Below are 23,316 nucleotides of genomic sequence, written 5' to 3'. Positions count from 1 at the left end.
AATCATTAATCTTTTTTTAGCAACTGATTAAGTTTATTTTTTTTTGTAAAGAGTTTTATTAGGAAAATTATTTATTTTTCAATCAAGAACTAATTCCCAAAATTTATTGTGAAACTCTTTACTATTTGTTAGGTTTTTAATGCCTTCAGAAAAGAATGCTAGAATTTCTTTTTTTAATTCGGGATTTTGATCCGATAAACAATCATTTTTATTTTCATCTAAGATAATAATAGAAGAGTAAATTGTTTCTAATGATGGATTACAAGTTGTACATTCAAACCCACCTGCAATTACAGTATAATATTTTTCTTTATCAGAAAATAATTTTACTTTTTCCCAAATAAGAAAAGGAGTTCTTTGTCCTTTTAAAAATAAATTTTTATCCCAATTTCCAAATTTTTCATACATAGATTGTCTAGTATAAAAAGAGGAATAAGTTGCGTAAAATTTAAGTTCATTTGCAAAAATAGAATCTCTTGTTTTTACTGCTCTTGATTTGTTAATTTCATAAGATTTAAATCCATTAATATGGATGAAAGGATAGCTACCTTTTTTAGAGTATGTGCTAACTCTAGTAGGTTTTGGAACAAATATAGTGTCTTGATTTATTTTTGCTACTTTATATTTATTAGGTTTATAGTCAGTAATTTTTATTGGAGATCCACAAGAGGTTATGATTAAAAATGCACAAATAATTATGTAATTTTTTTTCATAGTATTTAATTTATTTTAAAATCTACTTGTTCTCTTTTTAAGGTAGTTAACAGTTCGTTAGAAACATTAACTTTTGTATTTCTGCTTGGTAAATTTACTTCTATTTTTTCTTTAGCATCCCAAACAGTAAAATGTAAATTTTGTTTACCAGGACTCTTTTTTAGAATAGATTCTAAATTAGAAATGGTTTCTGTTGTAATTTCTTGTAAAGGAATTTTAATGGTTATTTTCTTACAAAGTTCATCCATAATATCATGCAACAATTTAAAGTCGGTAAATTTTAAGCGAGGTTCGCCTGTTACACCTTCTTTGTTTGTCCAACCAGGTTGAATTGTAGCTCTTACAAACAAGAAAGAATTAGGAACCAAAAAATGTTTCATTCTTAAATAATCTTCACCAAAAATTCTAAATTCATTGCTATCTCCATAATCTTCCATAGTAAACATTGCCCAACCTTTACCGGCTTTAGATACACGATGTTGCACATCTGTAACAATACCAGCAAAAGTTAAATTCATACCTACATATTTAGATAAATCTCCTTTAAAATGTTTTAAAGCCGCGTTACAAAAAATCATTTCGTTTTTAAAATCATCTAAAGGATGTGCAGAAATATAAATACCAATTACTTCTTTTTCTTGAGATAAAAGCTCCATAGTTCCCCAAGTTTCACATTTAGGAATGTCTGGTTCTGGAAATTGAACAGTAGAAGCTTCACCAAACATAGAAACTTGTGCTGAGTTTTCGTTTTCTTGATATTTACTACCAAATTTCATAGCACGTTCTAAAAAGGTTTGCCCTTTTTCATCGGTTTCAAAATATTGTGCTCTATGTGTATCTGTAAAAGAATCAAAAGCACCAGCTTTAATTAAACTATCAAAAGATTTTTTGTTGGCAGCTCTTAAATCTACACGTTTTGCTAAATCAAAAATAGATTTATAGTGTCCGTTTTCTTCTCTTTCTTTAATAATTGCTCTTACAGCTGCAGCGCCAACACCTTTTACAGCTGCCATACCAAAACGAACAGCACCTTCTTTGTTTACAGAAAATTTTAAGAAAGATTCATTTAAATCTGGTCCCAATACTTGTAATCCCATTCGTTTACATTCTTCCATAAAAAATGATACAGATTTAATATCATTCATATTATTAGAAAGTACAGAAGCCATATATTCTGCTGGGTAATGTGCTTTTAAATAGGCAGTTTGATAGGCAATCCAAGCATAACAAGTAGAGTGAGATTTATTAAAGGCATAACTTGCAAAAGCTTCCCAGTCTTTCCAGATTTTTTCTAGTTTTTCTTCATCATGTCCGTTTTTACTAGCTTGTTCAATAAATTTTGGTTTCATTTTATCAAGAACCGCAATTTGCTTTTTACCCATTGCTTTACGTAAAACATCGGCTTCACCTTTGGTAAAATCGGCTAATTTTTGCGATAAAAGCATTACTTGCTCTTGGTAAACTGTAATACCGTAGGTTTCTGCCAAATATTCTTCCATGGCAGGTAAATCGTACTCAATATCTTCTGTACCGTGTTTTCTGTTGATAAAAGACGGAATATATTCCATTGGTCCAGGACGATATAATGCGTTCATTGCAATTAAATCGGCAAAAACAGTTGGTTTTAAAGAGCGCATGTGTTTTTGCATTCCTGGAGATTCATATTGAAAAACACCAACAGTTTCTCCTCTTTGGAATAATTCGTAAGTTTTTACATCATCTAAAGAAAAATTTTCTGGATCTAAAGTAATGCCATGTCTTGCTTTTACAATTTTAACGGTATCTTTAATTAAAGTTAGTGTTTTTAATCCTAAGAAATCCATTTTTAATAACCCAGCAGTTTCTACTACAGAGTTATCAAACTGTGTAACATACATGTCAGAATCCTTAGCAAGAGAAACAGGAACATAATTTGTTATATCACCAGGAGTTATAATTACACCACAGGCATGTATACCGGTATTTCTAACAGAACCCTCTAATATAGTTGCTTTATTTACAGTTTCTGAAGCTAAATCAGAACCATAAGAAATGTTTTTTAATTCTTCTACAAGTTGTTTTTCTTCTGCACGTAAACCATCAACTTTACCTTTGCTTTTAGGATCATCACCAAAAATATTTTTTAGTTTAATTCCTGGAATTAATTTGGCAATTCTATCGGCTTCAAAAAGTGGTAAATCTAATACTCTGGCAGTATCTCTAATAGAAGATTTAGCAGCCATTGTACCGTAAGTAATAATTTGTGCTACTTGGTTTGCGCCATATTTATCAATTACATAATCCATTACACGTCCACGACCTTCATCATCAAAATCAATATCAATATCGGGCATCGATACACGTTCTGGATTTAAGAAACGCTCAAAAAGTAAATCGTATTTAATAGGGTCTATATTTGTAATCCAAAGGCAGTAAGCAACTACAGAACCTGCTGCAGAACCACGACCGGGACCAACAGCAACATCCATATTTCTGGCTTCTCTAATAAAATCTTCTACAATTAAAAAGTAACCAGGATATCCTGTTTTTTCAATTACTTCTAACTCAAAATCTAAACGTTCTTTTATAGATTCTGTAATTTCTCCATAACGTTTTTTTGCCCCTTCATAAGTTAGGTGTTTTAGAAAATTATTTTCACCTCTTTTTCCGCCATCTTCATTGTCTTTTTCGTCTTTAAACTCATCAGGAATATTAAAAGCAGGCAATAAAACGTCTCTTGCTAGCGTAAAAATTTCTACTTTATCTACAATTTCTTGTATGTTAATTATGGCTTCTGGTAAATCTGCAAAGAGCGCCTTCATTTCATCCGAAGACTTAAAATAATACTCTTGGTTAGGTAAACCATATCTATAACCACGGCCTTTACCAATTGGTGTAGATTGTTTTTCGCCATCTTTTACACATAATAAAATATCATGTGCGTTGGCATCTTTTTTATCTAGATAGAAAGTATTGTTGGTAGCAACAACTTTTACATTATGTTTTTTAGAGAATTTTAATAAAGTTTCATTTACAATGTTTTCATCTTGTTGATTATGACGCATCAACTCGATATATAAATCGTCTTTAAATTGCTCTTTCCACCAAATTAAAGCTTCTTCGGCTTGTTTTTCTCCTAGATTTAAAATTTTACTTGGTACTTCTCCGTATAAGTTACCGGTTAATACAATAATGTCTTCTTTGTATTTTTCTACAAGTATTTTGTCTATTCTTGGTACATAGTAAAAACCGTCTACAAATGCAGCAGAAGATAATTTTGCTAGATTATGATAACCATTTTTATTTTTAGCCAATAAAACAACTTGATAACCATTGTCTTTTTGTGACTTGTTTTTGTGGTCTTCACAAATATTAAACTCACAACCAATAATTGGTTTTATTGGTGTTTCTGCATTTTTATTATGACTTAAAACAGCATTTACAAAATGAAAAGCTCCCATCATGTTGGCTGTATCTGTCATAGCAACTGCTGGCATATTATACTTTGCAGCAGCTTTTACAATATTACCAAGTTGAATGGTACTTTGTAAAACAGAATATTGTGTGTGATTGTGTAAATGTGAAAATTGTACGTCTTTTAATTCTGCTAAACCTTCTGATGTAGATTTGGTTTCTACAGTATCTTTTAATTTCTCTAAACGTTTGCGAATTTTATCGCTTTCTTGTTTTAGGTTGATGTGTTTTAAACCAATTACTTGAATTGGTTTTGGGTTTGCTTCAGAGAAGTTTTTAAAATAATCTTCATCAACATCTAATTCTTCTTTTGTAAATTCTCTTAAACGAATTAGCTCTAAAAAACAACGAGTTGTAGCTTCAACATCGGCAGTTGCGTTGTGTGCTTCACCAAAACCAACACCAAATAAATGATTGTGTAATTCTGTTAAGGTTGGTAATTTAAATTTACCACCACGACCACCAGGAATTTGACACATTGTAGCTGTTTTTTCTGTACAAGTATCTAATAGTGGTAATGAAGTTAAATTGTTTTCTACACCTAATCTATGGAATTCGCACCCCATAATATTGATGTCGAAACCAACATTTTGCCCAACAATAAACTTGGTTTTTTTTAGAGCTTCATTAAAAAGTGCTAACCCTTTGTCTAATTTTATACCTTGTTCTTGTGCTAATTCTGTAGAAATTCCGTGAATTCTTTCTGCATCATAAGGAATGTTAAAACCTTCTGGTTGAATTAAAAAATCGTTATGTTCTAATACATTTCCCATTGCATCATGCAATTGCCATGCAATTTGTATACATCTAGGCCAATTGTCTGTGTCTGTGATGGGTGCATTCCAGCTTTTGGGTAAACCGGTAGTTTCTGTATCAAAAATTAAGTACATAAAAAAGACTTTTTGGGTAATAAATTTGGAAAGTTAAAAATACAAAAACATCAGAGGATTATATTGTAAATAAGATAGAAATTTAACCAAAAAAAAAGTCAACCCAATTAAGGGCTGACTTTAAATTAATTAACTATATTTAAATTACAACTATTTATGATAATTCTTCTTCTACCATTAAAATATTAATTGCAGATTGAATTTTTTGCATTTGAAATTCTAGCATTTTTCTTGTTGATGGAGCAAGAGCATCTTCTTGTAAAATTTCTTTATATTCATTATAACTTGCTTTTTCTCCTCTAATTGCTTCTTCTAAAATTGCTTCTTCATCGTTAGAGCTAAATAAAGATTTTAAAGACATCCAATTTCTGTGCATTGTACCTTTAAAAGAACCATCATCTTCTGGTATTTGACCATAAGATAAAATTTCTGTTCTAATTTCTTTTGCAAATTGACTTCTTTCTGATGCTCTATTTTTAAAGAATATTTTTAATTTAGGACTATCTACATTATCAGCAGAATTTAAATATCCTTTTTCTGCATCGTAATTTTTTTCTAATAGTTCGTTTAACTTATTCGAAATTTTTTCTGTGTACTTCATAATATCATTTTCATTTTAAATTCCAATAGATTGTTTTAAGATGCGTATTGTTTCACATCTGTTGATACCACAAATTTATAGGATGTTTAATGTTGTGATTGATGCATAAGGTTTGATTCTTTGCTCATATGCTATTTTAATAGAAATTTAAGATTTTTAAGTTTAGTTATAGATTTAAAAAGTTAACTGTAAACTGTGATTAGAAGCTGTAAAAAAATATTGAAAATTAGTGTTTTAGTTTTTAAAAAAAGTGTAATTTTGCGCCCACTTACTACGAGATAGTAAGACTATTAATAATCAAGGTCGAGAACCTTAAAAAATTAACAAATTATGTCTGTAAAGATTAGATTACAAAGACACGGTAAAAAAGGGAAACCATTCTATTGGATCGTTGCCGCTGATGCTCGTGCAAAAAGAGATGGTAAATACTTAGAAAAAATTGGGACTTACAATCCTAACGTTAACCCTGCTGCTATTGATTTAAATATTGATAAAGCTGTAGAATGGTTACAAAATGGTGCACAACCTACTGATACTGCAAAAAACATTTTATCTTACAAAGGTGCAATGTTAAAAAACCATTTAGTTGGTGGTATTAGAAAAGGAGCTTTAACTCAAGAGCAGGCAGATGCTAAATTTGCAGCTTGGTTAGAAGAAAAAGCAGCAAAAATTTCTGCAAAAGAAGAAGGTTTAAGCGCAGCGCAAGCTGATGCTAAAGCAAAAGCATTTGCAGCAGAAAAAGCTGTTAATGAAGCTAGAATTGAAGCAGCTAAACCAGTTGTAGAAGAAGAGGTTGCTGAAGAAGCAACAACAGAAGAAAATACAGCAGAATAAATTATAAATTTATACGACAATGCGTAAAGAAGATTGTTTTTATTTAGGCAAAATCGTAACAAAATATAGTTTTAAAGGTGAAGTTGTTATCAAATTAGATACAGATGAACCTGAGTTGTACACAGAAATGGAATCAGTTTATGTCGAATTTGGCACAAACTTGGTTCCATTTTTTATTGAAAAAAGCTCACTACACAAAGGAAATCAACTACGTGTTCAGTTTGAAGATGTATATTCAGAAGAAGAAGCAGAATCAATTCTAAAATGCGAAATCTATTTACCAAATACAATGTTGCCTAAACTTACAGGTGATAAATTTTATTATCACGAAGTAATTGGCTTTACAGTTGTAGATGTTAATTTTGGCGAAGTTGGTAAAATCGTTTATATAAATGATAAAGCAGCACAACCACTTTTTGAAATAGATAGAGATGGTACAGAAATCTTTATTCCTATGGTTGATGACTTTATAAAAAAGGTAGACAGAGAAAATAAAATAATAAAAGTAGAGGCACCAGAAGGTTTAATTGCCTTGTATATTTAGAAAGGTGTCTGAGTGGTCGAAAGAGCTACCCTGGAAAGGTAGTATACTGGTAACGGTATCGAGGGTTCGAATCCCTTCCTTTCTGCTAAAAAAACTTACAAATTGTTACAGAGTTATAAAAACCTATAAGATAAGTGTCTTATAGGTTTTTTGTTTTTTAAAAAGAGAGAATTATTGTCAATTATACCTGTTATTTAATTAAACCTTAAACTAAGCAATATAGTTTTTGTTACTTGTGTTGTTGAGGTATAGGTAATAATATGGTAATTTATGTGTGTTTTTTTTATGTAAATGGTATTTTTGTTTAATATTTTTCTTAAAATGATCTTTTTTAATAATTATATGATAATTTCGTCTATAAAACTAAAATGGTTTACTTAATATACTGTGTTGCCCTTACAACATATTAATAGAGTAAGAATATAAAATGAAAAATTTATGCAAGAATATGGAGAGTTAGCATTGGCTTTAGTAGCAAAGAACAATCTTAATACATCTGCAATAAATCAAGTAGTAGAAACTAGCGCTAATGATGTTTTTCCTGAAGAAAAATCTGATGCTTTAATTTGGGCAGAGCTAAAAAAAGGAAAAAAGACAGCTCTAGGAGAACTGTATGATAGATATGTAAATATTTTATTTTCTTATGGAATGTATCACTCTAAAGATAGAGGGTATGTTATGGATTGTATTCATGATTTATTTGTAGATCTATATAAGTATAGAAATAGCTTATCTAAAACAGATAATGTAAAGTATTACTTGTTTAAATCTTTAAAAAGAAAGATTAATAAAAAGTATTACAAAAAAAACACCTCCGTTTCTTTAGATGATTTTGATTATGAAATAGATGCTATGAACAAAAAGCATTCAGATTCTTGTGAGAAAGATATTATAAAAGAAGAGCATATTTCTGAAAGAAATATTAGGTTGAAAAATGCAATGAAAACTTTAAGTGATAAACAAAGAGAAGTGTTGCTTTTAAAGTTTGAGCAAGAAAAATCTTACGAAGAAATTTCTATGATTATAGGTGTTTCTGTAGAGTCTGCAAGAACATCTGTTTATAGGGCAATTAAAGCGTTAAGAAAACTGAATTTTACTGTTTTATTCTTACAATTAACTTGTTGTTTTTTATAAAAAAAACAAGTTATATGTCTATATAAAGTCTAATATGTACTATTAATTATATAGAATTCAATCAAATTAAAAAAAATAAAACAGAACACAAATACAATATGAAAATTAATAAGTCTAATAAAGTTAAGATTTTACCAATTACAGAATTGGAGAAAACTGCTTTAAAGAGTAAGATTTTAAATTCTGTTGATAACCTTAGTTATAGAAGAAGTAAAAGAAATAAGGGGCTGGCAATGAGTCTAGCTTTTTCAATTGTTTTTTTAATAGGTGGTTTTTTGTATTATCAAAACCAACCAACTATTTCGATTACAGATTTTGTAAATGAATCTAAACCTATAGATTTTAGTAAAGAAAATGAAGTAGTATTGGTTTTAGGTGATGGAAAAAACTTAAAAATAGATAAAAAAGATAGTAATATTAATTATTCTAAATCTGGTAATAAGTTAACAATTGGTAACGATACAGAAATAGAACAAGAAACCACAAGAGACAGTAAAGTTGCGTACAATACGTTAATTATTCCTTATGGGAAAAGGTCTAAAATAAACCTTTCAGACGGAACTATTGTATGGTTAAATTCGGGTTCCAAGTTAATATATCCAGTGGCTTTTAATGGAGATAGAAGAGAATTGTACTTAGAAGGAGAAGCAATTTTTGATGTTGCTCACGATAAAAACCATCCTTTTATAGTAATATCTAAAGATCAAGAGGTTAAGGTGTTGGGGACTGTTTTTGGAGTTACAAGTTATCCGGAAGAAGGGGTAATTAATACAGTATTAAAAAGCGGAAGTGTACAAATTAATTATCATAATGATCCAGAGTTGCATCATTATTCAGATAAAATTAAAATTACACCAGGTACAAAGGCAACTTATAATAAAGAGAGTAAGAGTATAATATCAGAAAAAGTAAATGTAAATAATTATTTCTCTTGGAGAGATGGCTTTTTAATCTTTAAAAATAACGATTTGCATTATGTAATGAATAGAATTGCTAGATACTATAATTTAAAAGTAAATATAAAAAACGAAGAGTTAGCTAAAGAAAAATTTTCTGGTTACTTAGATTTAAATGAAAATATAGATAAAGTAGTTAAGAATATTGCAGCAAGTACAAATATGAAATATATCATAGAAGAGGATAAAATAATTATTAATTAAATAAAAGTAATGTATGAAGTGAACTATTATTTGAATTACTAAAAAGACCAGAAGATGCGCCAACATCTTCTGGCTTATTTTAATTGTATTGCTGTAGAGAACAGCAAAATTTAATAATCAAAAACAAAAATATGAAAAAAAACTCACGCACAGGAATTTTAATACTTATGAGAATATTTCTATTATTAATTAGTTTAGGAATCACAGCTGGTAATGTAAATCCGTTGATGGGGCAAACAAAAATCAATATTGATGTAAAAGGGATATCAATAGAAGAACTTTTTAAAGAGATTCAAACTACAAGCGATTACATGTTCTTTTATAAAGATGATGTTTTAAGTACAAATAAAAAAGTATCACTAAAGCTTAACGAAGCAAATATTATTAAGGTATTAGATAAAGCTTTTTCAAAAACAAACCTAACTTATAAGGTAGATGGTAAGCAGGTTGTGGTTAAAAAAATAAAAGAAAAAGAAGACGATTCTTTATCTAAAAATAAAATAAGTGTACAAGAAAGAGTTGTTTCCGGAGTAGTTTATGAAGCATCAGAAGGTTATCCATTACCAGGTGTAAGTATACGTATAAAAGGTGCATCTGTTGGTACAGAAACCGATTTTGATGGTAAATACTCAATAAAAGTAACAAGTGAGTCTGTTTTAGAGTTTTCTTATATAGGAATGAAAAAACAAACTATAACCGTTGGTAATAAATCTATAATAGATGTTAGAATGGAAGAGGTTACAGCTGCATTAGATGAAGTTGTAATTGTAGGTTATGGTTCTCAAAAGAAAGAAGAATTAACAGGTTCTGTTGCAATTGTAAAAAGTGCAGATTTACAACAAGCACCAACATCTTCTTTTGAGCAATCTCTTAGAGGTGGTGTAGCTGGTATACAAGCAAGTGCCCTTGATGGAGCTCCAGGAGCAAATACAGAAATTAGAATTAGAGGTATTGGTTCTATTAATGCATCTAGTGAACCATTGTATGTTATAGATGGTATTCCTATTCAGGCAGGTAGCCAATCTACAAACGATAATGACGGTGCAAGTTCTAACGTAATGGCGTCTATCAACCCAAATGATATAGAAAGTATTAGTGTTTTAAAAGATGCTGCTTCTACAGCAATTTATGGATCTAGAGGTGCAAATGGTGTTATTTTAATTACTACAAAACAAGGTAAAACAGGCAAAGCAACAATAGAATTAAAAACGCTTACAGGTTTTAACTCACAAGCATCAAAAAATATTTTAAAACCTTTAAATGCAGCTCAATATAAGGAGCTGTATATAGAAGGTTATGTAAATTTAGGTTTAACAGAAGCAGAAGCGCAAGCACAATTAGATAGTTATTATACACAGCAAATAGATCCTTCTACAGGTGAAGCAACAGATACAAACTGGTTAGATGCAATAACACGTACAGGTGTTACACAAAGTTATGATTTAAGTATAAGAGGTGCCACAGACAAAGTTAAATATTTTATGTCTGGAGGTTTTATGGAGCAAGGAAGTTATATAATTGGTTATGATTTTTCTAGATTTAGTGGTAGAACAAATTTAGAATACAAAGCTAGTGATTACATTACAATATCTAATAATATTTCTATTGCAGACATTACTTCTACAACCGCGCCAGATGCAGGTTCTTGGAACAATCCGTTTAAAAGTACTTTAGAATTATCTCCATTAATTCCTATTTATAATGATGAAGGGCAATTTAATGCAGATCATTTAGATTATTTTCCAATAGGGAGTAACCCTGTAGGTAGTTTAAGTGGTGAAGATACTTGGGAAACAAAAACAAATAGAATTATAGATAATTTAGCTTTAACGGTTACACCTGTAGAAAGTTTAGTATTTAGATCTCAATGGAATTTTGATATTTTAAGTATTAATGAATCTACGTATTATAATAGACGTTATGGTACTGGTTATGATACTAATGGTTATGCTTATGAGGCAAACACTACAAATAAAACTTGGGTAGGTACGCAAACTTTAGATTATAGTTTAAAGTTAAATGAAAATCATAACTTAAACTTTTTAGCAGGTTATGAAGCGCAACAAACTACAAGAGAATCGTTTTCTGCTTCGGGTTCAGATTTTCCTAATGATGTAGTTAAAACATTAAGTACAGCAGCAGCAGAATATGCTGTTTCTGGTACAAAAACAGAATATACTTTTAATTCTACATTTTTAAGAGGAAACTATAATTATGATAATAAATACTTTCTTTCTGGTAGTGTAAGAAGAGATGGTTCTTCTAGATTTGGTGCAGATAATAGATACGGAACTTTTTATTCTGTTGGAGCAAGTTGGAACATGTTTAAAGAAGATTTTATTAATGATATTTCTTTTATAAATTTATTAAAGCTAAGAACTTCTTACGGTTTAACAGGTAACGCAGCTATTGGTAACTTTGCTTCTTTAGGATTATATGGTTATGGAGATGATTATGATAGCTCTCCTGGTGGAACTCCACAACAACTTGCAAATCCAGATTTAACATGGGAAACTCAAGAGAATTTTAATATAGGTTTAGATTTTGGTTTATTTAATGCAGTAAGTGGTACGGTAGAGTATTTTAATAGACTTTCATCAGATCTTATTTTAGATGTGCCTATTTCTCCAACTACAGGGTTTACAGAGCTTACTCAAAATTTTGGATCAATGTCTAATAAAGGTTTAGAGATAACTTTAAATGCTGATATTATTAATAAAAAAGATTTTAGATGGAGTGTTGGTTTAAATACCACTTTTATAAAAAATGAAATTACAGAGTTAGATGAAGATTATACAGACGGAGCTTTTAGAAGACAAGTTGGTCAAGATTTTCAATCTTTTTATATGTATGGTTGGGCAGGTGTAGATCAAACAAATGGAGAAGTACAATACTATACAGATGCTAGCGAAACAACTATAACTAATAATATAGGAGAAGCAGAACGTTATTTAACAGGTAAATCTGCAACACCAGATTTTTATGGAGGTTTTAATACGTCTTTTTCTTACAAAGGTTTTAGTTTAAATGCCAACTTTATGTATTCTTCTGGTAATTATTTATTTGACAGTAGAGCACGTGGAACTTTAGGTGATGGTAGATTAACACCAAGAAGTACGGCTACTTATGTGTTTGAAAACAGATGGGTAGAAGGTAAAACAGATGCATTATTTCCTAAGTTTCAATGGGGAGGTCATTCTGGTAGTAATCAAGCCAATGTAACAAGATGGTTGTACGATGGTAGTTTTATTCGTTTAAAAGATATAACAGCAGCTTATGATTTTCCAGAAAAAGTAACTTCTTTTTTACATCTTAGTTCTGCTAGGTTATATGCAAGAGGTACAAATTTATTAACTTTTACTAAAGAAAAAGATTTATATATAGATCCAGAACAATCGATAAGTGGTAGTTATAATGGATTAACGCCAGCAATGAAAACTATTTCTGTAGGATTAGATATTAAACTATAAAAAAACACTCATGAAAAAATATAATAAAATATTACTATTGATTATGATAGGTTTTTTCTTATCATGTTCAGAATCATTTTTAGAACTTACTCCACAATCTTCAGTTGCAAATGAAGATGCAATTACCAATTTAGAAGATTTAGAAACTTCTATTACAGGTGTGTATGACGAGATGCAAGAAGCATATTATTATGGTAGATATATGTTTATGATTCCTGATGTTTTAGCAGATGATGTAAAACAAAATTTATCAGCAAACAGAATTATAGATTATGCAGAACATGTGCAAAACGTTTCAGACGTTCAGGCAAGTTCTTTGTGGACGGGAATGTATTTTGCAAATAATGCATTAAATAATATCATTAATTCAGATGTAGAGGTTCCAGAAACATCTCAAGATAGTAAAGACCATATTTTAGGAGAGGCATACGCATTAAGAGGATTAATTTATTTTGATTTGGTAAAACTTTTTGCCCAACATTATACTTATACTTCAGATGCAAGTCATTCAGGTGTTCCTTTAATATTAGAATTCGATCCAACTTTAGAGCCAGAAAGAAATACAGTTGAAGAAGTATATAATCAGATAATTTCTGATATGACAACGGCTTTATCTTTAATGAATGACACTTCTAGAAGTTCAAATTCAAATACCTTATCTGCAATATCAGTAAAAGCATTATTGTCTAGAGTTTATTTATATAAAGAAGATTGGGTAAATGCAGAAGCAATGGCTACAGATGTAATAAACGCGGGTTATAGTTTAGTTGATAATGATAATTATTTAACATTATGGAATGTAGATAATACATCAGAATCTATTTTTGAAATTTCTATGACTGAGTCTGATAATGTTGGTGGTAACGGTATTTCTGGTTTATATCTTTCTGCTGCAGATGGTGGTTATGGAGATTATTTACCGTCTAACGATGTAGTTTCTTTATATGATGCAGAAGATGTAAGAATGAATGTTTTTGTAGAAGATACTAATTTAGCAGGAGATTATGCACCATATAGAGTAAATAAATATTCTGATGTATTAGGTTATGATAATGTAAAAGTTGTACGTCTTGCAGAAATTTATTTAATTAGAGCAGAAGCAAGAGCACAAATTGGTACTAATATTACAGGTGCTCAAGAAGATTTAGATGTTGTTAGAAAAAGAGCACTGCCAACAGCAACAAGTACAACAACTACCGGAGAAGATTTATTAGATGCTATTTTCTTAGAAAGAAGATTAGAACTTTGTTTTGAAGGACAAAGATTGTGGGATTTAATGCGTAGAAAGCAAGATATTGTAAGAACAGAATGTACATCTAGTATTTGCTATATTCCTTATGCAGATGATACAAATATATTGCCAATACCACAAGATGAAACAGATGTAAATCCTAATATAGAACAAAATCCAGGTTATAATTAATAGCCTGGTAAATAAACTTGTTGCACATGTGTTGATAAAGTTGATGTCCTTTGTCAATGTGTGTAAACAAGTTTTTTTTATTAGTTTTAGAAGATTATAATATTTAAATAATTTAAAGACAAGATATTTTGGAACAAACTCGCAGAAATTTAGTAAAGCTATTGTCATTAGGAGCTTTTTTTCCGAAACAGACAGTAGGTGCTTTCAACTCCATATTAGAATCTTTAAGTCCAGATTCAGGTCAGTTTTTATCAACAGAAACAATTATGAATCTTCCAAATGATAAAATTGAAGCGCTTTATAAAAAAGCAATGGTAATAGACGGTCTTATTATTCCTAAAGGATGGAATGAAGACTCTTTTAAAGCTTTGGCAAAAACAGGTTATTCTGGTTTTAGTACCTCTTTACTTTCCGGAAGCTTAAAATTGGCTTTAAAAAATATTGCAGAATGGGATGCTCGTATAAAAAACAATTCAGATGTTTTAATAAAAGCTACAACAGCAAACGATTTTATTCGTGCAAAAAAAGAAAATAAAACAGCTGTTTTATATGGATTTCAAAATGCCACAATGATGGAGAAATCTATAAAAAACTTAGATACTTTATATGATGCAGGTACACGTTGGATTCAATTAACATACAATCAAAGAAATTTGTTAGGTGATGGAAGTACAGAGCGTACAGATTGTGGTTTGTCAGATTTTGGAATTGAAGCCGTAGAACGTATGAATGAACTTGGTATTATGATTGATTTATCGCATTGCGGAAGAGAAACTACTAACGACGGAATTAAGTTTAGCAAATCTGGAGCTTGTTTTAATCACACAATGTGCGAAACGTTATATAAAAATCATCCAAGAGCAAAAACAGATCAACAAATAAAAGCCATGGCAGACAAAGGTGGTATTATGGGCGTAATTTGTTTAGGTTATATGATTGGGCCAGAATTAGGAACAAAAACAACCATAGAAACTTATGTAGATCATATAGATCATGCTGTTAAAATTGCAGGAATAGATCATGTAGGTGTTGCTGCAGATTTTGCAATTCAAGGATTGCAAGCAACAGGCGCAACAAAAGAAAATTGGTATGTACCAAGATTAACAAGATTTAAACCTTCTTATAAAGTACAATGGCCACCTTGGATACCAGAATTAGATAAACCAGATCGTTATTTACAAGTTGCCAAAATTTTAGATAAAAGAGGTTATAGTACTGGTGATATCGAAAAAATATTAGGCTTAAATTGGTTACGATATTTTAAAGAGACATTAAAGTAAAAGTCACCTCAAAAAAAATGTCTATAAAAAAGATAAATCCCCCTATTTATAATCGTAGTCATTAATTAATAAACATATTATGAAATACATTTTTTTAGCAATTTTTTTAAGTTGCGTACTTTCTGTTCATTCACAGGAGTCTAGTTTTTTTACTAATAATAGAACCATTTTAGGTATTCATAAAGAGCGTACAGCCTCTATGGGTATTGGAGATGTTGATAATGATGGAGATATGGATATTGTACTTGCAAACGGTAGGCATTGGCCAGGACAGAACCGTATTTTTATAAATAACGGACGTGGTATTTTTACTGTTTCTAAAAATTTAGGCACAGAACAAGAAACAAGTTACTCTACAGAATTAGCAGATTTTGATGGCGATGGCGATTTAGATATTGCTGTTGGTAATGATATGGCACCTAATTTTATTTTTATAAATGATGGAAAAGGAAATTTTACAAAAGGCGCTTCTTTTGGTGATAAATACGGACATACACGAAATATTGTAGTTGCAGATTTAGACAACGATGGAGACATAGATATTTTAATAACTAATAGAGGAAGCGAAAATGAAATCTGTTTAAATAACGGAAAAGGAATTTTTACAAAAGTAATTGGTTTTGGAAATAAAAAAGACTCTACAATAGATGTTGAGGTTGCAGATATGAATGCAGACGGACATTTAGATTTGATTTTAGCAAACAGAGACGATCAACCAAATTATGTGTATTTAAATGATGGAAACTTAAATTTTACTAAAAAAATAGCATATGGTACAGGTAAGGATGTTACTAGGTCTGTTGCAGTAACAGATATAGATAAAGATGGTTTTATGGATATTATTACTGCAAATATTGGTGAGCCAAACGTAATTTATTTTGGAAGTAAAAACGAAACTTACAATCGTAAAATTGTTTTTGATAATAGTAATGATAAAACCTACTCTTTATCTATTGCAGATTTAAATGATGATGGAGAAACAGATATTATTGTAGGTAATGTAGCAGCGCCTAATAATGTTTTTATCAATTCTAAAAAAGCCACTTCTTGGGAGAAAATACAATTAAAGGACGCTAATTTTAGTACTTATGATATTTTAACTTCAGATTTAAATGGTGATAAAAAACTAGATATTATAGAAAGTAATTCTGATGAATTAAATCTATTTTATTTCAACCGATTTACACCAAAATTTCCATAATCTTATCTCTAAAAAATAGATTCTAAATAATTTAAAAATATAAAATGATATATAATAATCAATCAAAAATAACATTTAAACAAGTTGGTAATTTGTTTAAATTAGGTGTGCTATTTTTAGTTACAAGCTGTTCAACAGCGCCATCAGAATGGGCAAATAAAAATGAAGAAGGTACTTTTTTAGTGTATAGAAGGCAGTCTTTAATTGGTAAAGAAACATATGCTATTTCTACAACAAAAGATTCTGTTATAGTAACATCTCTTCAAGGAGAAAATGAAAGAGGAAGAATTACAGGTGTAGAGGCAAAGTTGATTTTAGATATGGATTTAAATCCGTCTTTTTATTTAAACAGACGTATTACACAAACAGATACAATTGTTAATTTAAAAGTAGAAAAAACATCAAAAGGTATTGCTGTTTGGGAAAAAAATAGAGATTTTGTAGAAAAAGAAAATTCAGATTTTTTTCCGGTACATAGTAATATTCCTGCCGGTATAGAAATGATGTTGTATCATTATTACTTTAAAAAAGGAGGTACAGGAAGTATTCCTATTTTACCAAGAGGAGAAATTACTATGAATTTCATCCAAAAAGATACGGTAACTATTAAAGGAGAAAAAGTTTCTTTAAAAAGATATGTTGTAGAAGGAATTAATTGGGGAGGAAGAACTATTTGGGTAGATGAAACTAATAATTTAGTGGCGCTTGTTAAAGCAAATACGCAAATTAGAGAATATATTAAAGAAGGATACGAAGAAGCAAAACCATTTTTTATTCAAGGAAACGTAGAAGAAGAAATGGCAGCGTTGTCTAAGTTTACAGAAGATTTAAAAGGTACTCAAGCAAAAGTAAAAGCTTTTGTTGGTGGAAATATTGTAGACGGACTTAGCAATACAGCTAAAGAAGATATGACTTTGATTGTAGTAGACGGAACAATTTCTAAAATAGGAAAACGATCTGAAGTAGAAATTCCAGAAGGAGCAGAAGTAATTGATGTAAAAGGCAAAACATTAATTCCTGGTTTATGGGATATGCATGCACATTCTAATCAAGTAGATTGGGCGCCAGCTTATTTAGCAGGTGGTGTTACTACAATCCGTGATAACGGAAATGAGCTTGAGTTTGCAACATCATTTAGAGATGCTATTGCAAAAAAAGGAGCAATTGGTCCGGATATTTTATTAGCAGGAATGACAGACGGAGCCGGAATACAAGGTAACGGAGTAGTAAGAGCAAGAAATGAACAAGAAGCAAAAGAAGTTGCAGATCTGTATTTTTCTAACGGATATAAACAAATAAAAATTTACTCTTCTGTAACCGAAGAATTAACAAAAGTATTGGCAGAAGAAGGTCATAAAAGAGGTATGTCTATTACTGGGCATGTACCAAATGCTATTGGTAATGCACGTGGTGCTATTGATGCTGGTATGGATATGTTAAGTCATCGATCTAGAATTTTAACGGTATTATTTCCTGATAAAAAAGTTAAAGATTTAGGAAGTTATTATATTTATAAAAATGAAATTTCTCAAAAACAAATAGACGATGCAATTGCATTTTTGTTGAAAAATAAAACTGTTTTAGATCCAACAATAGCTTTAGACGTTGCTAGAGGAATGACAAAAGGAGATGTTTTAGAAAGTATAGAACCTTTTTCTGATAGAATTGCTTATGAGTTATTTGAAGGAAAAAGATTTAGAACAGGTTTATCTCCAAAAAGAGCAGAAATAGCTAGAGCAGATTATATAAAAGCAATGGGTATTTTAGGGCAGTTTTACAAAGCAGGTGTGCCAATTGTTGCTGGTACAGATAATATTGTACCTGTTTTTGGTTTGTATTTAGAGTTAGAAACGTATCAAAAATACGGAGGATTAACGCCTTTAGAAGCTATAAAAACAGCAACTATTATACCGGCAACAGCTATGGGGTTAGGAGATAAAACCGGAACTTTAGAAGTTGGTAAAGAAGGAGATATTGCTATTTTAGATAAAAATCCTTTAGAAGATATATCTAATATAAGAACAGTATCTGCAGTGGTTACAAACGGAAATTATTTTAAAAGTAATCCATTATGGAAAGCTGCAGACTTTAAACCAGCAGAATAAGTAAACAATAAAAAATATAAATATAAAAATGATGAATAAAATTATAAAACTACTTTTTGTTGCTGTTTTAATGGTAAGTTGTACACAGCAAACACCAAAAGAAACTCCAGCTAAAGATTACAATCCAGAAGCAAAATTAAAAGAATTAAATATTGTGTTGCCTAGTCCGCCACAACCAGTTGCAAATTATGTAAACGGCGTAAGAACAGGTAATCTTATTTTCTTAGCAGGAAAAGGGCCAAAACGTGTAGACGGATCAGAAATTACGGGAAAGTTAGGGCAAGATATTACCATAGAACAAGGATATGAAGCAGCAAGATTAACAGCAATTAATCAACTAGCAGTTTTAAAACACATGTTGGGAGATTTAAATAAAGTTAAACGCATTGTTAAGGTTTTGGGTATGGTAAACTCAGATCCTAATTTTGTAGAACAACCAAAAGTAATTAATGGTTTTTCAGATTTAATGGTAGATGTTTTTGGCGAAAAAGGAAAACATGCAAGAGCCGCAGTTGGTATGGCATCTTTACCAAGAGCGCAAGCTGTAGAAATAGAATTAATTGTAGAAGTTTATGATTAATTATAAAAAAGAATACATGAAAATAAGTAACACAAAATCAACAAAAAGAGTCGTTTTAAAGTCGTTTTTTTTATTGATATTCCTTTTAAGTTTTACTCAAAATAGTAAAGCACAAGAATTAAAACTAAAATACTTTGGTGGAGCAGGTTGGGAAATGATTGAAGGTGATTTAAATATTTTAGTAGATCCATATATTTCTAGGTTAAAGTTAGGTGATAGCCCTGCAAATAGTAAAAAAGACCCACGTAAAAATTTTTATCCAAAAGATGTTTATGTTTCTGATACAGTAATGATTGATAAAGTTATAACAAAAAAAGTAGACTTTATATTAGTACATCATTCTCATTTAGATCATTTAGCAGATGTGCCTTACATTGCTAAAAAAACAGGAGCTACAGTTATTGCAACTGAAACAAGTTGTAAAATTTTAAAAGCTTACGGTATTCCAGAAAAGCAATTGCTTAGAGTAAGAGGAGGAGAAGATTATCAGTTCGATCAATTTTCGGTAAGAGTAATTCCGTCAATTCACTCGGCATTAAATGATAAGCATTATTACGATTCTAGAATGCATACAGATGAAATAGAACTGCCATTAAAGTTAGAAGATTTTATAGAAGGAAAATCATTAATGTTTTTAATCCGTTTTAAAAACCATAAAGTACTAACGGCTGGTTCTATGAATTTTTTGGAAAGAGAAGTAGAGGGCTTAAAACCAGATGTTATTTTGCCAGGAGTTAATTTTTCTAGGTTAGAAATTTACAAATACACAGAACGATTAATGGCATTAACAAATTTTCCTAAAATTGTAATTCCAACACATTGGGATAATTTTAGAGTGCCTTACGGATTTTCTCAAGAAGATGCTATCGAGAAAAAAATTAAGCCATTTTTAAAAGAAATGGAGTTAGCATCACCAAAATCTAAAGTTATTGTACCTGTTCATTTAGAAACAATTACTATTAAATAAAAAGTGTTTTTAACTTAAAAATCGCTCTAAAAATTATTTTTTAGAGCGATTTTTTTTGTTTAAATTAAAATTAAATTCTTGTAAAATGTATTTTAGTAACAGATAACTTATTTAATTTTATATTAAATGCTTAGGTAAATCTTTTACTTTTTCGCAACATAATTGTTCCATAACTTGTTGAAATTCACGTTTCATTAAAGAAATTGTATGGTTACCACCTTCTTTCCCAAGAGCTCCAACTCCGTACATAAAACTACGTCCCATAAATGTAAATTCAGCACCATTAGCCATCGCTCTTGCAATATCAGGTCCACCACGTAAGCCCGAATCTACCATTATTTTTATGTCGTTTTTATACTTTTTTGCCAGATTTGTCATAGGTACAATTGATGATTGTCCGGCATCTAATTGTCTTCCACCATGATTAGATACAATTAAACCATCAACACCTAATTTAAGAGCTTTTTCTGCGTCCATTTCATTTACCACACCTTTTATAACCAATTTACCTTTCCATTGATCTCTTATAGAAGCTATTCTGTCTTCATTTAATCGTCCAGAAAAAGTTGCATCCATAAATTCGCCTAATTTTTTTAAATTTAAACCTTTAGGCATGTATGGTTCTAGTGTTTTAAAAGCAGGTTGTCCGTGTTTTAAAGTGTTTATAGCCCAATCTGGTTTTTTTAAAACTTCAATAATGTTTTTTAAACTCATAGAGGGTGGCATTGCTAAACCATTTCTAACATCTCTAGGTCTATAACCAAATGTAGGTACATCAGCTAAAATAACTAGAACATCGGTTCCTGCGTTTGCAGCTCTGTCTAATAAATCTCTTTTAACTTTTTCTTCTGCCGGATGATATAATTGAAACCAAGATTTACCCTCGGTTAATTCTGCAATACGTTCTATACTAGAAGTTGTAACGGTACTTAAAATAAAAGGTATATTGTGATTAAAAGCGGCTTTGGCTAAAATTTCTGGAGAATTTGGCCACATTAATCCTTGTAAGCCAACTGGTGCAATTCCGAAGGGGGCAGCATAAGTATGACCAAACAATTCTGTTTTAAGGTTAGATTTATCAAATTTTGATAAATATTGTGGCATTAATTCTATTTTCTGAAGATCGGTACGGTTTTTATCTAAATTAATATCTTCATTACATCCACCGTCTAGATATTCAAAAGCAAATTTTGGCATTTTAACCTTTGCTCTTTTTCTTAAATCTGTTACAGAAGGATATTTAGGGTTTATTTTTATTTCCATATCTAACTATACTTTTAACTGATAAATTTTTTCCATTAAAACCCATTTTTCTCCTTTTTTGGCAACAGGTAATGCTTGTTGATATTTCCACATTAAAGTCTCCCATTCTTGTACTTTAATGTTGTTTTTGTCTAGTTTGTCTTTCTTTTCGAAAGAAAAAGAATCATCAACTTCCATAATCATAAATAAACGATTACCAACATTAAAAATTTCTAAATTTATAATACCAGATTCTACGATACTTTTAGTTATTTCTGGCCAAATTTCTTGATGATATTCTTTGTATTCATCAATTAGTTTTTGATCATCTTTTAGATCTAAAGCAAAACAATGTTTTTTCATGTTACTTGTAAATTTTTAGAGTTCTATATCCGTAGAAAGCAATAAAACAAAAACATATAAAAGGAAGAATAAAAGAAAAATTAACGCCTGATAAAGGTCCAATTTTTTCCATATCTATCATTAATCCTTGTAAAATAGGCATTAATGCTCCACCAACAATAGCCATTACTAAACCAGCTGCACCTAAAGCAGAGTCTTCTTCGCTTAAACCATCTAAAGCAATACCGTAAATGGTAGGAAACATTAAAGACATAAAGGCAGAAGTTGCTACTAATAAATATAAACCTACAATACCATCAATTAAAATTACTCCTGCAATTGTAACCATTGCACACAGTGCAAAAATCATTAGTAACTTTTTTGCATTAACATATTTCATTAAAAAGGTACTAATAAACCTACTGCCTAAAAAAATAGACATGGCAACAATGTTATAGTTTTGAGCAGTAGCTTTAGAAATGCCTAAGTTTCCAGCGTATTGAATAATAAATGTCCAACACATAATTTGTGCAGCTACATAAAATAATTGAGCTAAAACACCTTCTTTATATTTTCCGTTTTTAAAAAGTCTTTGAAAAGAAGATTTTGCGCTAGAATATTTTTGTGTTTTTTTTCTTTGAGGCATTTTCATTAGAGCAATAAGTACAAACATAGCAATAACTACAAAACCAAGAATTACGTATGGATTTCTAATGATAGCTAAATCGTGAGTTCTAATAATTGCTTTTTGAGCTTCATCTAATGTGTTAAAAATTAACTCTCCAGCTTCGTTTCTTTTGTCAGAATCTAATGCTACTAAGATAAATTTTGAAGCCACAAACATGCCAAATAAAGAGCCAATAGGATTAAAGGCTTGTGCTAAATTTAAACGCTGTGTTGCTGTTTTTTCATCTCCCATAGAAAGTATATATGGGTTTGCAGTTGTTTCTAAAAAAGCCAACCCGAAGGTTAAGATATACAATGAGCCTAAAAAGAACCCAAATACTTCAAACCTAGCTGCAGGGTAAAATAATAATGCACCAACAGCATACAATGTTAAACCTAATAATATGCCTTTCTTATAACTATATTTTCTTACAAATAAAGCTGCGGGTATTGCCATTGTAGCATAACCTCCGTAGAAAGCAAGTTGTACTAATGCTGCTTTTGCGGTAGATATTTCCATAACGGTGGCAAATGCTGCTACCATTGGGTTTGTAATATCATTTGCAAAGCCCCATAAAGAAAATAATGAAGTAATAATAATAAAAGGAACAAGTACCTCTTTAGATACTACAGGTATTTTTTTTGTTTCACTCATAAAATTTTTTTTTGTTAAAAAAGCACTCTTAAAAGATACTATAAAATTATAGATA

The 23,316-nt window shown here is 30.2% G+C and carries 17 protein-coding genes and 1 tRNA gene; 12 read left to right on the top strand and 6 right to left on the bottom strand.

From position 1 onward, the window contains the following. Window positions 1-78 precede the first annotated feature (78 nt). The 3 genes from KI686_RS06735 to KI686_RS06725 form a co-directional block, all read right to left on the bottom strand. Window positions 79-714, bottom strand: a complete 636-nt coding sequence (locus tag KI686_RS06735; protein ID WP_237588505.1) for a hypothetical protein — start codon at window positions 712-714, stop codon at window positions 79-81. 5 nt (window positions 715-719) lie between these two features. Next, on the bottom strand, window positions 720-5,057 hold the full coding sequence (gene dnaE / locus KI686_RS06730) for a DNA polymerase III subunit alpha (protein WP_237588504.1): 4,338 nt from the start codon (window positions 5,055-5,057) through the stop codon (window positions 720-722). 154 nt (window positions 5,058-5,211) lie between these two features. Then, window positions 5,212-5,658, bottom strand: coding sequence for a ferritin-like domain-containing protein (locus tag KI686_RS06725; protein WP_237588503.1), 447 nt, complete (start codon window positions 5,656-5,658; stop codon window positions 5,212-5,214). A gap of 330 nt (window positions 5,659-5,988) precedes the next feature. Between KI686_RS06725 and KI686_RS06720 the strand changes: the two genes are divergently transcribed. The 12 genes from KI686_RS06720 (at window position 5,989) to KI686_RS06665 (ending at window position 20,356) form a co-directional block, all read left to right on the top strand. Next, window positions 5,989-6,492 (top strand): 30S ribosomal protein S16, encoded by a 504-nt coding sequence (locus KI686_RS06720; protein WP_237588502.1) that lies wholly within the window; start codon window positions 5,989-5,991, stop codon window positions 6,490-6,492. A gap of 19 nt (window positions 6,493-6,511) precedes the next feature. Then, a complete protein-coding gene (rimM, locus tag KI686_RS06715) occupies window positions 6,512-7,036 on the top strand; it encodes a ribosome maturation factor RimM (protein WP_237588501.1) in 525 nt (174 codons plus the stop codon). After that, a tRNA-Ser gene (locus tag KI686_RS06710) sits at window positions 7,035-7,121 on the top strand. The genes rimM and KI686_RS06710 overlap by 2 nt, the downstream gene beginning before the upstream one ends. Before the next feature lie 353 nt (window positions 7,122-7,474). Beyond that, complete coding sequence (locus KI686_RS06705; RefSeq protein ID WP_237588500.1) at window positions 7,475-8,170, top strand: RNA polymerase sigma factor; 696 nt, start codon at window positions 7,475-7,477, stop codon at window positions 8,168-8,170. A 98-nt stretch (window positions 8,171-8,268) separates the two neighbouring features. Beyond that, window positions 8,269-9,330 (top strand): FecR family protein, encoded by a 1,062-nt coding sequence (locus KI686_RS06700; RefSeq protein WP_237588499.1) that lies wholly within the window; start codon window positions 8,269-8,271, stop codon window positions 9,328-9,330. A 131-nt stretch (window positions 9,331-9,461) separates the two neighbouring features. Then, entirely contained in the window at window positions 9,462-12,800 is a 3,339-nt protein-coding gene (locus KI686_RS06695; RefSeq protein ID WP_237588498.1) for a TonB-dependent receptor, read from the top strand. A gap of 10 nt (window positions 12,801-12,810) precedes the next feature. Continuing rightward, window positions 12,811-14,223, top strand: a complete 1,413-nt coding sequence (locus tag KI686_RS06690) for a RagB/SusD family nutrient uptake outer membrane protein (RefSeq protein WP_237588497.1) — start codon at window positions 12,811-12,813, stop codon at window positions 14,221-14,223. Window positions 14,224-14,351: 128 nt separating this feature from the next. After that, on the top strand, window positions 14,352-15,503 hold the full coding sequence (locus tag KI686_RS06685; protein ID WP_237588496.1) for a dipeptidase: 1,152 nt from the start codon (window positions 14,352-14,354) through the stop codon (window positions 15,501-15,503). 79 nt (window positions 15,504-15,582) lie between these two features. Continuing rightward, on the top strand, window positions 15,583-16,704 hold the full coding sequence (locus KI686_RS06680; protein WP_237588495.1) for an FG-GAP repeat domain-containing protein: 1,122 nt from the start codon (window positions 15,583-15,585) through the stop codon (window positions 16,702-16,704). A gap of 44 nt (window positions 16,705-16,748) precedes the next feature. Further along, a complete protein-coding gene (locus KI686_RS06675) occupies window positions 16,749-18,809 on the top strand; it encodes an amidohydrolase family protein (RefSeq protein WP_237588494.1) in 2,061 nt (686 codons plus the stop codon). Window positions 18,810-18,837: 28 nt separating this feature from the next. Then, on the top strand, window positions 18,838-19,389 hold the full coding sequence (locus tag KI686_RS06670) for a RidA family protein (protein WP_262913979.1): 552 nt from the start codon (window positions 18,838-18,840) through the stop codon (window positions 19,387-19,389). A 16-nt stretch (window positions 19,390-19,405) separates the two neighbouring features. Beyond that, window positions 19,406-20,356 (top strand): MBL fold metallo-hydrolase, encoded by a 951-nt coding sequence (locus tag KI686_RS06665; RefSeq protein ID WP_237588493.1) that lies wholly within the window; start codon window positions 19,406-19,408, stop codon window positions 20,354-20,356. Between the two features lie 117 nt (window positions 20,357-20,473). Here KI686_RS06665 and KI686_RS06660 read toward each other — a convergent pair whose 3' ends face one another. Genes KI686_RS06660 through fucP form a run of 3 tightly spaced genes read right to left on the bottom strand, consistent with a single transcriptional unit; the run spans window position 20,474 to window position 23,261 of the window. After that, entirely contained in the window at window positions 20,474-21,619 is a 1,146-nt protein-coding gene (locus KI686_RS06660; RefSeq protein ID WP_237588492.1) for an alpha-hydroxy acid oxidase, read from the bottom strand. A 6-nt stretch (window positions 21,620-21,625) separates the two neighbouring features. Further along, on the bottom strand, window positions 21,626-21,961 hold the full coding sequence (locus KI686_RS06655; protein WP_237588491.1) for an L-rhamnose mutarotase: 336 nt from the start codon (window positions 21,959-21,961) through the stop codon (window positions 21,626-21,628). A 1-nt stretch (window position 21,962) separates the two neighbouring features. Further along, window positions 21,963-23,261: an L-fucose:H+ symporter permease gene (gene fucP, locus KI686_RS06650; RefSeq protein WP_237588490.1), complete on the bottom strand. Its 1,299-nt coding sequence runs from the start codon at window positions 23,259-23,261 to the stop codon at window positions 21,963-21,965. Window positions 23,262-23,316 lie beyond the last annotated feature (55 nt).

The sequence above is a fragment of the Polaribacter sargassicola genome, from assembly GCF_021991835.1.
Lineage (GTDB): Bacteria > Bacteroidota > Bacteroidia > Flavobacteriales > Flavobacteriaceae > Polaribacter > Polaribacter sargassicola.
The sequence above is the reverse complement of the archived record's forward strand: the minus strand, read 5'-3'. Positions and strand labels throughout refer to the sequence as shown.